The following is a 12,112-nucleotide window of genomic DNA, read 5'->3' as shown; positions in this document are numbered from 1 at the left end:
TACTCAATAGTTACAATTTAATGTTTGTAACATTAAACATCATATGTTTATATATATACAACAAATAATTATGTAAAAAATTATTCAATTTGGCAAAATACAAAGGTAGTACGATGATAATAAATAATAAAGTAACCTTAGCAGTAGTTACAGCAACGACACTGTTAGTTAGCGCCTGTGGAGGCTCTAGTGACTCAGCTGATTCCAATCCTCCTACAACTGAAACACCGGAAGTTGAAGCTCCAGAAACCGAAACACCAGAAGTTGAAACTCCTGAGTCTATAACTGAAAATGTACCGGATGAAAATGGCAATGTATCACCCACTTTAGTTGACGGTAATGCTTCCGATTGGCAGTTTATTCCTGAGCGTTCAGATGAGTTTAATAGCGCAAGCCTTGATACCACTAAATGGGAAAATGACCCAGAAGATTTTGGTCCGTGGTCATGGCGTCCTGAAAACGTAAAAATAACTGACGACGGTAAGTTACGCTTAACTATGGACTATGAAGAGCACACCGCACAACGTTGGGGTAAGACGGATGGTGTTAATGCCAGAGTAGATGTTGATATGTTCTACACATCAGGCATGATTCGAGTTAATTCTGTGCAAACTTATGGCTATTATGAAGCAAAAATAAGAGGCACTCATACTTTCCCTGGTAATAGCCCTGCTTTTTGGGTTTATAGTAATGGTCAAGATAGAGCCGCTGCGGGTATGAATCCGACTAAAGAAGGCGATCCAATATACTCTGAAGTAGATTTTGTTGAATTACAACAAGCTGAATATAGCGATGTAACAGGTGTTCAAAAACAAGATTCAGCTGAAATTATAGATATGAACCTACATGCTATTTATCAAGATGAGCATGGTGATCCAGTTGAAGTTCGCCCGCACAACAATCTACAGCACTTATCACAAAACAAAATTATTGCTGATTTTGATCCAAGAGACGACTTCCATATTTATGGAACAGAAATTTCTGAGGATTATGTTATTTGGTATATAGATGGTGAAGAAGTAGCTCGTAAAGCTAACCTTTATTGGCATCTACCAATGCGAGTTACCTTGTCACTTGGTTTGAGAACTCCGCATGTAACTTATAACAATTGTCCGAATAACTTACCAAGATGTCCTGTAGCAGACAACGCTACGCAAACAGGTTATCCGACGAACATGGATGTTGACTGGGTTCGCGTTTATAAAAGAGCGCCATAACCGGGTATAAAGCTCGTTTAATGTTAAGTACCTTGAAAAAGGTAAGTAAAGGGGCGTAATAATTTAATTATTACGCCCCTTTAATTTTAAATTATTGGTGGAAATAACAAATCAACGACATCACAAATCGCAAATGTATTTTCCTCAAAACCATTTCCTCTCAAAAAAATTAAAGTGATGACAATTGCCTTGAACTTACTTTTTTTGCCTGTCAATAGTGTATTTTTATAGAATTTAATAGTGTTCTTGATCAATCGCTTAAGTCATTTTACATCAGTAATCCTATTTTTCTCTTTACAATCCATTAACAATGAAACATCATACCTTTGACAATGTATGATTTATACATATGTAGGTTGTATGTTTTCTAAAACTTATAAAAATAAATAAACCAAACATCAAGCTAAATTGTTTAGATTTTAAATAAGCAATGTTCAGCTTTAAGAGGATTTATGAAAATAATAAAAATGATACCTTGGGCTGCTTTATATTGCGCCCAGTCCTTCGCACTATCTAACCAGAACAGTTGCCTTTAAATAGAATAATAAATTTAAAGTGTTCTCAATAATTATAAAAATAGGACTCAATATATGAAACTCAAACTACTAACATCGTCATTGGTGTTACTTTCTACTGTGGTGTCTGCCGTACCGGACAGACCTGTCATTGATAGAACAATACATATGGCTGAAGGCCATGTAGCTGGCGGAGATGATCGCCATTGGTTAAATCCTTATGTACCACCTTTAACAACCAGTGCAGATAGCCGCATTGGTTTAGTGCATCGCCCTTATCGCGGTGTGTTTTTTCGCTTATTAAAACCTGAAAAAATTAATCAGCCGTTTGTTGAGTCTCCTGCTGGCATGGAAATCATGCACAGTACCGATATTTATGATCCAGACTATGAAGGCATTACTAGCCCTTCATCTACCATCCCATCAAGAAGTAACCAAGGCCACATGACGATTTGTGATCCTTCTGGCGACTTCGAAGAATTAACAGGTAATACAAATCAAAGCCCTTATGCGTGTGGTGATACCGGCACGGATGATTGTTACGATTTAGCCGTTATTACACAACTAGATAATAGCCAATTAGCCAGTACTCATGTACACGTGCGTGTTGCAAACCCTAAAACCGTAGACGCTAATATCGTAGAAATAACCACCGGTGATACCATTGCTGGTGGTACGGCCTTTGGTGGCGGTGCCTTTTTTGAACCGACAATAACGGGTGATAGTAACCTGATGCTTTCAAGAACCGACAGCAACAGCTCTCCAACGTTATCTGATATTGTCTATTTCCATGGAGATAATGTCGATGCGTTTCCTACTTGTGATGTGCGTAAATTTACCCGCCGTGAAAACATTGGCCATGCGCCGTACGATGAAACGATAAATACCCGTTATGGCTTTGCCATGCACCCGTTTGAAACCCTTGATAACCAAGGTAATCGTTATGTTCTCCCTGATAATGCACGTTTTGGTACTTACCCTTGGATTGATAAAAAAGGCGCAAATATTACTTTTACCTCTTTTGGTCAGCGTTTAAGTCGTGCTGGCTTTCCAACGCGTTGTCCGTTAGAAGTAGAAGCCAAATATAATGCTAACTGTAGTGCTTCTGCCGAGGTTGCAAAAGTTAATGGCCGTACGCTTATGGGTTTGTGGACAAAAGGTAAAATGGTGTTACTTGATAACATGATTAACCATATGGATCACATTGAAGATGTGCGCGAAACCGGTCACCAAGATGTGCTCATTTATAACCCAACAAACGATATTAATGACGGTTATAAACGTGTGGGGGATACACGAAGCCGTACTATTGATGTTATGCCAAATGGTAACGCAACCAACACCAGTTTCTTTGACTCGAACGAGCATCGCTTTAACTACCACAGCAATATGCGTCCAGTATCTCCAGCGGATGTTACTTGGTTAATGAGTACAGGTCGTTCAACGGATGAAGTGACTTTTGATGACTACTTGAATGTTAACGGCTTTATTGTTTCGCATATGGTGCAAGCGCTTAGATTTAATGCGCAATATAACGTCAGAGATATTCTTGCTAATCATATCCAAAACTCAGCAACATCGCTTGCATGGAATAAGCCAAACAGTGCTCGTATGACTGGTAACGGCGCTCGCGCTGAAATCATTGCCAGTGGTGGTTTTACTGGTAAAGGTTATTGGTTAGATGGTACAAATATTGCGCTAGAATATAATATCCCTGCTCAAGCAAACAATAATGCGGTATTAAACAGCCCTTGGTATTACAGTATATTTATTGATAGCCGTAACAACAGCGGCGAACGTACTTTAATGACATTCCCTGATGGCAGTGAAATTCGCTTACGTAACAGCAACAACATTGTGTTTGTTAACACTGCAGGTACTGCCGTTCACACGGTTAATACATTAACGAATATCCCTCAGACCGGTTGGGCACACTTAGGTTTTCAATTAAGTCCGGGCAACCGCACCGTTGAAACTTACGTTAATGGTTTTAAAGTTGACAGTTTTACCCACAACCAAGCGTTATTTGTGATGAGTGCAGGCACCTTGTATCTTGGTGCTAACGGTGACAACCGTGCAACATTTACCGGTTGGATTGATGACTTTAAAGTCTTCGCAGAAGACGTTAATAAAGAAAATGCCTGTAACTTGGCAAAAGGTACGTTAGCGCGTGTCGCAAACAACAATACGTGGAATAACGTGGCGAATTTACATGCAGCGCCATTACATAATGAAATATCTAACGTATTAGGTAGCGGTAGTAATAGTGATCGTTTTGTTTGTTATCATGATTATAGCGATGACTATGCGGCACATTTACAAAATATACCTAATGGCTTAGTAGGAATACGTGACGACATTCACTTTCCTGAAGGTCCATTGTTTCAAAATCGTCCGCGTCCAGAGTCTCGCCAAAATGCCTTTTGTTTAACGTGTCATACTGCCGATGGGCTGAGTGGTTTAGATCTAGATGCCCTTGCGTTTGACGGAAATACACTGGCACCTGTTGATCCTCGTCGTCAGCCGATGCAACCAGATCCTGTTGTTTATGGTAATATTCCTGCTAACTGGTTAGGTCAAGGTTTACCTGCGACAAGCTTTGTTGCTAATACGGTTAATGGCTATAGAATTGATGAGTTATTATTGCCTGTTGCAAGAAGTGGTTCAGGAACTGACACAGGTACTGATACAGGAACTGACACAGGCACTGACACAGGCACTGATACAGGAACTGACACAGGCACTGATACAGGAACTGACACAGGCACTGATACAGGAACTGACACAGGAACTGACACAGGAACTGATACAGGCACTGACACCGGTACTGACACAGGAACTGATACAGGAACTGATCCAACACCAGAAACAAATAATGTACTAATTAATTCAGGTTTTGAGTCAGGTGATACAGCGTGGAACACGCCAGGTAGTGCAAGCGTAGTAAATAACAATCAAGCTGATGGTGATAGTGCTGCCTTTATTGATGGCGCAGGTTCATTTACACAAAACGTTACTTTATTACCTAATACCGAATATACATTAACAGTATCGGGTAAAGTAGGCGGAAATGGTCAGTCATTCTGGGTTGGTGTTACCAATGCTACAGAAGGTCAATTTATTACAAATATGAATTTCACCGGCACAGAGTATGTGTCACAAAGTTTTACTTTTGAAACAAGTGACAATGCAAATCATAGCTATCAAATTTGGATGTGGAATAACCAAGGTGGTCAATATTATGCTGATAGTTTTGTGTTAACTACAACAGAAAATACCCCTGAAGAGCCTGATTCATTACCAGACACTACACATGATCCATTGCCGGAAACAACACCAGACCCAGTACTTGAGCCAACAGGTGACCCTGTTGAATTAGCAACTGCTGATACTTTTGTTGCAGCAAGCTCAAATTGGCAAACAGATCGTATTGTACGCGTTTATGATGACAATATGGCGGTAGAGGCAAGAGCAAACTCTAATGGCTTAGGTACAGATTTAGTTTGGCAGGAATTTAGTTTTGATACAGCCAGCCATTTTGAATTTTCTGTGAGTGAAGATAATGCACCTAGTTATCAAATTTCAGCTTGGAAAGTTCAATCGTGGAATGATGCAACTGCAGGTTGGGTTGACATGATGCCTTGGCAAAATGCTGCAGTAAACGGATGGACTACTTATACGCCTGCAACTAGCTTATCAGCTGATCGTATTCGTGTTTTATTTGAAGCAGCTACATCGCAGAGAGTTGGATTACGTGAATTCAATGTCTCGGGTATCGTACATGAATAAATGCCAACTCATCAGCTAAGCTAAGATGAACTAAGATTCGTTTAGTTTAGTTTAGTTTAGTTTGATAAGATAAATAAGGGCTTAAATAAAAATGCCGTTCATTAAATATGAACGGCATTTTTTGTTTGCTTCGATACATGGGCTTAAAGTAAGAGGCCGGTGAACTACGCCAAGTAAGACTAGCTGCTTGTTATGAGTTATAAAAATAATGTGACTGTCCTCATTATTCTTCACCCAAGCCTAACAACCCATTGGCGAATATAGTGCTTTACGACTATCACGATATCCGCGCGCCAGCGTGCCCGGTAGATTATTTTGCGGGCTACGCAGGATATCTGCATTTTGATGGGTATCAAGTGTATGAGCGAACACAGGCAACACTCGTTGGTTGCTGGGCACATGTGCCCGGAAAGTTTATCGACGCGTAAAAGGTACAAGGCAACAATAAATGGGTAAAGTGATTATGGCGCTGAGCCTGAGTCAAAAGCTCTATGGCATTGAATCACACCTAAAAGATAAAACGATTGAGGAAAATACCTAGCACGGCAAACGCAAGCTAATTATTGAAAAGCTACATGCGTGGTTGCTCAAGCAGAAAGTATTGCCGAAAACTAAACTCGGTGAAGCAATAACGTATCTTGGTAATTAGTGACATTTACTCTCGACTTATTTTACACAGGCACCAGTAAGTTCATAAATGTCCTTATAACTATTGCCTAAAAGGATGTTGTTATAAATATTTTCGTTTTAGTATCTTATTTTAATATTGTGACACGAGTGTATAACTCTAAGATAAACGTAATTAACAATAAGTGTTGATCGCTTAAACATAATATGTTTTGATTTGTATTATGTTATGTATTATGTTATGTATTATGTTATGTATTATGTTATGTATTATGTTATGTATTATGTTATGTGTTATTGGTGTTAGTTAACAATACAAAAGTAGTTATCAACTAAAGTTATAAATAAGGAATCCCCCCATATGTCTGAACATTTATCTAGACGATCTGCACTTAAGTTTGTTGCTGCAGGGGTTGCTGCAACTGGAGTGGCTTGTACAAGTTCAACTTATAAAAATAGTAACTATGTCGAACTAAAAAATCATTCACCTATGTTAGATAAATGGCAAAATACTGAGGATCGTCCTTGGGTTGGTGGCGACTATTGGGCTAACCCAATGGAAGACTGGCATATTGTTAATGGTGGAGCCGAATGTAAAAGCTCTGACGGAAAGCGAAGTATTCATTCCTTAACCCATCAATTAACCGACAGCACCCAAGCTTTTAATGTTTCTGTTGTGGTACAACAAATTGAGAACAATAAAAACAACGGTGGTGCGGGTATACGATTAGGCGTTAAAAATGAAATTAACGACTATCGTAGCAGCTGCTTCGTTCAACAAGGCTTAGATGTTGGGGTATTTAATCAACAATTGTCTATAGCTGGGAAAACAGCTTCCTTAACAAAAGCTATTGATAAACAAGCTGTAAAACTTGAACTTTCAGCTACGCCGCAGTTTGGAGCGGTTCTATTAAACTTGTCAGTTAGCTTATTTGCTACAGGTGAGGTTATTGGGCAATTAAACCACTTAGTGCCTGCCGATGAAGTGATTGGTAATGTTGCTGTTGTCAGTAATTTTAGTTTGCACTCTAAAGCTGGCCAGCAAGCAGGTAAATATCGCTTTACTCATTGGATATTATCAGGAGACGCTTTTGAAGTGTCACCCGAACATAAATTTGGTCCACTTCTGTGGACCATGTATTCGCTAAGCGATTCTCGAAGCCAAGAAGGTTTTGTCATGAAGTTAAGCGCTTTTACCGGACCTATGGGGGGTAACAACAATCAACTTGTTGAACTGCAAATACAACGTGAAGGTCAGTGGATTGCCATTGATAGACAAAAATTAGATCCTGATGCGTGGGTAGCTAATTTCAGAGTCCCTAACTGGCAGGAAAAGTCAGACGCACAGTTTCGCGTGATTTATAACGAAAAACATATTGATGGCACGGTAACGCCAGATGTTTGGTCGGGTGTTATTCAAGCGAACCCTGTTGGGCGGCCATTACGTATGGCAGCACTAACTTGTCAAAATGATTACAGCTTCCCTTATGCACCAGTTGCAGAAAACGTTAAAAAATTAAACCCCGATTTGGTGTTTTTCTCCGGTGACCAAATTTATGAAAGCCATGGTGGTTTTGGTATTATTAGAACGCCTTTTGAACCAGCAATTCAAAATTATTTAAGAAAATTTTACCAATTTGGTTGGGCGTTTAGAGAAGTCATGCGCGATCAACCCACCATCTGTTTACCTGACGACCATGATGTTTTACAAGGGAATTTATGGGGCGAAGGAGGTGCATTGAAAAAAGATCCTGCATCAGATCCTACAGCGTCTTTAACTGGCGGGTATATTGAGTCAGTACGTTTTGTTAATGCAGTACATCGAACTTGCGTAAGCCATCATCCCGATGCTTATGATCCTACGCCGAACCCAAGTGGTATTAGTTGTTATTACGGCGATATGGTTTATGGAAATGTTGGCTTTGCTATTTTAGCGGATAGACAATGGAAAACAGGGCCTGAACAAGCAGGCGTAGTGGTTGGTGAAACCGGATTAGATGAAGATCCTAACTTTATCAATCCGGCAATAAACCCCACAAACTCAGTATTATTAGGCGAGCGACAAGAAAACTTTTTAGCTAAATGGTCGAGAGATTGGCGTGGGCATTCATTAAAAGCCGTGTTAAGCCAAACTGTTTTTGCTGGTATAGCGACCCATCAACCATCACCTGACCGATACCTAAAATACGATTTTGATAGCAGTGGTTGGCCAAGACCTGCACGTGATAGTGCAGTAGAAATTATGAGGGAATCTAAAGCACTACATATTTGTGGCGATACACATTTAGGTTCATTAGCGCAATACGGTGTAAATAAACAACGCGACAGTAATTGGTCATTTTGTACACCGGCAATTTCAGCTGGGTGGCCACGATTTTGGGTGCCTGATCAAATTGGTATTCCTCATCAAAATAGACCTGCTCATGGTTTAGCACAAACAGGTGAGTATATAGATGCCTTTGGTAATAAAATGTATGTTTATGCCGTAGGTATTCCTGAAATAGGGCAATCCAAAAATAGATATGTCAAAGCTCATGAAAAAGGCAGTGGTTTTGGTTTTATTACTTTTGATACTGAAAAATTAACCTATACCATGGATGCTTATCGCTTCTTAATTGATGTTAATGTTGAAAGTTCAAATAATCAATTTAAAGGCTGGCCGGTGACGATACATCAAGAAGAAAATATTGGTGTAAACCGTCTAACTTAATGTATACGTTAGTATTGAATGGTAAAATTAACAGAAATTAACAAGGACAGTCGCTCATAATTGCATAATACAAACCTATCAACTAAGGTTAACCAGTAAGCTTTAGATGAGAGGTTTTTCATGACAACAGCAAGAAAGCAATTAATTAGCTTAATTGATACTCCTTATTATCTTTGTATTTCTCGCTGTGTTCGCCGTGCCTTTTTATGTGGCGAAGATAAAAATACAGGACAGAATTTTGACCACAGGCGAGGCTGGGTAGAAGACAAATTACTTAGCTTAACGCAGGTGTTTGCGATAGATGTGTGCGCTTATGCCATCATGAGTAATCATACGCATATGGTGTTGTTTATCGATGAAAAGACAACTAAAGGTTGGACTACTAAAGAGGTGCTTGAGCGTTGGCACCTGTTATTCAAAGGTACGTTATTAACACAACAGTACTGTCGAGGTGAAGATATCCCTGATTACCGTATGTCTTCGTTACTTGAAACCGTTGAAGTGTATCGCCACCGTCTGATGGATATCAGCTGGTTTATGCGAATTCTCAACCAAAGTATTGCGACACAAGCTAACCAAGAAGACAACTGCACAGGGCATTTCTGGGAAGGGCGCTTTAAATCGCAAGCCTTGTTAGATGAAGCTGCTCTTGCTGCTTGTATGGCGTATGTTGATCTAAACCCTGTAAGAGCCAATATTGCTAAAACGCCTGAAAGCTCAGAGTATACCAGTGTAAAAAAGCGAGTCACCTCAGCTAAAAAAGCCAATCAACCTCAAGAGCTACTGCCTTTTGTGGGCAACCCACGCAAAGGCATGCCAAAAGGTTTACCGTTTGAGTTAAAAGACTATCTTGAATTAATTGAAATAACAGGACGCTGTTTTCGTGAAGGTAAAACAGGCTATATTGAATCAATACAGCCCGCCTTACTTACCCGTTTAAACATAAACCCAGACAATTGGATAACGTTAACAAAGGACTTTAGTCGCTTGTTTCATGGCGCGGTGGGACACAGCGATGTATTAACCGATTACTGCGAGAACAAGAGCTTAAAACGGCGAACTAATGTAAATTGTTGTGACAAGCTACTAGCCTAGTGTAACCATTTAATCATGTTATTTACTCCCCCCATTACCGACATCAATTATTTTTTCATGTTTTAATAATGATGTTTTCTTCAAACTATTTGAAAGTGTGGTAATAATTCTTCGAATCAGGCTTTATGGAATTTCATTAACGTTATTTTGAGTCGTCATTTAGGCTATAATATCTTTTGCTTTAATAAAATTATAAGCGAGTGTCCTTCTTAATCTTTATAAAATTATAAGCGAGTGTCCTTCTTAATCTTTTATGGCAAACTGTTGCTAAGTCGCTAGGGGTCAACCGAGCCGAGCAAGTTATGAAACAATCGGCGTTTAACGTTTAATGGTAGCTACTCGAAAAACAATTGACGTTAAAAGTGGAATTTTCTCGTAAAATACATGAAAGAGGTTCTGCATGAAAAATTACGTATTGAAAGGGCTTTCGCTTACGATGGTCAACAACACTCGTTGTTGACCATCGTTTTATTGCTAATTGACTATAATTTGAGTTACCTATTGTGACTTAGTCGTTTGGGGAACCCATTTCCATTCTTGTGCTTCTTTGCTTGGTACTCGATATTTATCCATTCGAGAAATATCATAGTCTTCAAACTTTTGAGATAACGTCCAAAGAGGGCGTTCATGAGTAAGCTCCCAAGCAAATATTTCTTTAAACATAGAACGAACGCGCTCTGGGTATTTATTGGCTAGATTATTCTGCTCGCCCTCATCCTCTTTAATATTATATAGCTCTGCAGGGCGGTCTGCGAAACGGATAAGCTTCCAATCACCTTGGCGTATGGCTGCTCGAACGTCTTTTTTCCAAAATAGAGCTTTATGAGGCTCTCCTGTTACTTCCCCTGTTAAATAAGGCCATAACACTTCACCATCTACACTTTCCAGTTTAGAAGTATCTCCGCCAGCAGCGGCAAAGAATGAAGGGAGCAAGTCCATCGTACTAACCATTTTATTATATTCGACGCCTTGTGATAGTTTGCTTGGCCATTTTATTACATAAGGTACGCGCAAACCGCCTTCTAGATGATTTGATTTGGTACCTGCAAGTGGCCAATTAACTGACGCATTCTTATCTGTGGGGCCGCCATTATCGTTGGTAAATACCACAATTGTATTATCTTCTAGTCCTTGTTTTTTTACTGTGTCTAAAACATTGCCTATGGCACGGTCCATTGCCAAGCTCATGGCTGCATATATTTTGCGCTTTCCTGTTAACTGTGGGAATTGCGCTAAATCTTTTTCCGTTGCTTCCATCGGAGTGTGTGGCGCATTGAAAGCTAGATAAATGAAAAATGGGTTGTCTTTATGACGTGTTATAAAGTCTGAAGCTTCGGTGCCTAGCTGATCAGTCAAGTACTCTTTTGGTTCTTCGAATTTGCCGAATCCTCTTTCCATTCGCTTATCATTATGTGGTAATTTATTATTGGGACCATAACTAAAGTAGCTTCTGTCACCACCACGAAAGCCATAAAACTCATCAAAACCACGCTTTGTTGGATGGAAGCGATCGGCATTTCCAAGGTGCCATTTTCCGTAAGCAGCAGTCGCGTAACCACGTTCCTTCATATAATCTGCAATAGTCCGCTGATCGGTTGGTAGACCCATATCGTCACCGAGGTATTTTGAATTAGGGCTCATATATCCTGGAACATTTATCTCTTGGTAGCCAAACTTTTGTTGATATCTACCTGTCATCAATCCTGCTCTGGATGGACCACAAGTTGGATCAGTTACATACCCTTGAGTAAAGCGAACGCCACTTGAGGCTAAAGAGTCAATATTCGGTGTTTTCAAAACGGTACTGCCTTGAAAACCAAAATCATCGTATCCAGCATCATCAGAAAAGATAAGAATGATATTAGGTTGTTTTTCTTGCTCACCAAGACTTGCAAGCAGGGGAGGTGCAGCAAAGACCGTGACGAGTACGATGCAATACGAAAGTAGTTTGTTCATAGTTTATCCTCGATATAAATATTATGTAAACATCATATGTTTACATAAAAACAATGTTCTTGCGAGCATTTTATTTAACTAACGTTAGTATTGTAAAAGTCATCAGCGGCTGAACTATGACTTACTTTTGTGCAATTACAAGTTGGTATTAATTTATAGGCTTATTTTTCACACTTTTATTCAGGTTTTCCAGAGCGCAGGAG

6 protein-coding genes are annotated in these 12,112 nt (G+C 39.6%); 5 read left to right on the top strand and 1 reads right to left on the bottom strand.

Features of this window, described 5'->3' with window-relative positions; genetic code table 11:
• Window positions 1-113 precede the first annotated feature (113 nt).
• From CWS31_RS06650 to CWS31_RS06630, 5 genes are all read left to right on the top strand, one after another.
• Window positions 114-1,217, top strand: a complete 1,104-nt coding sequence (locus CWS31_RS06650) for a family 16 glycosylhydrolase (RefSeq protein ID WP_148747726.1) — start codon at window positions 114-116, stop codon at window positions 1,215-1,217.
• A 590-nt stretch (window positions 1,218-1,807) separates the two neighbouring features.
• Window positions 1,808-5,521, top strand: coding sequence for a LamG-like jellyroll fold domain-containing protein (locus tag CWS31_RS06645; protein ID WP_148747725.1), 3,714 nt, complete (start codon window positions 1,808-1,810; stop codon window positions 5,519-5,521).
• Between the two features lie 263 nt (window positions 5,522-5,784).
• Window positions 5,785-5,949 (top strand): IS66 family transposase, encoded by a 165-nt coding sequence (locus tag CWS31_RS17985; protein WP_170252788.1) that lies wholly within the window; start codon window positions 5,785-5,787, stop codon window positions 5,947-5,949.
• 560 nt (window positions 5,950-6,509) lie between these two features.
• A complete protein-coding gene (locus tag CWS31_RS06635; protein WP_148747723.1) occupies window positions 6,510-8,858 on the top strand; it encodes an alkaline phosphatase D family protein in 2,349 nt (782 codons plus the stop codon).
• 120 nt (window positions 8,859-8,978) lie between these two features.
• Window positions 8,979-9,953: a transposase gene (locus tag CWS31_RS06630; protein WP_148747722.1), complete on the top strand. Its 975-nt coding sequence runs from the start codon at window positions 8,979-8,981 to the stop codon at window positions 9,951-9,953.
• Window positions 9,954-10,451: 498 nt separating this feature from the next.
• On the opposite strand, the gene CWS31_RS06625 is transcribed toward CWS31_RS06630, so the two are convergent.
• Complete coding sequence (locus CWS31_RS06625) at window positions 10,452-11,909, bottom strand: sulfatase-like hydrolase/transferase (RefSeq protein WP_148747721.1); 1,458 nt, start codon at window positions 11,907-11,909, stop codon at window positions 10,452-10,454.
• Window positions 11,910-12,112: the final 203 nt, after the last annotated feature.

Source organism: Colwellia echini (genome assembly GCF_002843355.2).
Taxonomy (GTDB): Bacteria; Pseudomonadota; Gammaproteobacteria; order Enterobacterales; family Alteromonadaceae; genus Colwellia; species Colwellia echini.
Note: the sequence above shows the minus strand (reverse complement) of the source record. Positions and strands in the feature narration are given on the sequence as shown.

Bases quoted from the DNA above. Each gene is read 5' to 3' on its own strand.
- CWS31_RS06650 (WP_148747726.1), top strand. From the start codon at position 114: ATGATAATAAATAATAAAGTAACCTTAGCAGTAGTTACAGCAACGACA.
- CWS31_RS06645 (WP_148747725.1), top strand. From the start codon at position 1,808: ATGAAACTCAAACTACTAACATCGTCATTGGTGTTACTTTCTACTGTG.
- CWS31_RS06635 (WP_148747723.1), top strand. From the start codon at position 6,510: ATGTCTGAACATTTATCTAGACGATCTGCACTTAAGTTTGTTGCTGCA.
- CWS31_RS06630 (WP_148747722.1), top strand. From the start codon at position 8,979: ATGACAACAGCAAGAAAGCAATTAATTAGCTTAATTGATACTCCTTAT.
- CWS31_RS06625 (WP_148747721.1), bottom strand. From the start codon at position 11,909: ATGAACAAACTACTTTCGTATTGCATCGTACTCGTCACGGTCTTTGCT.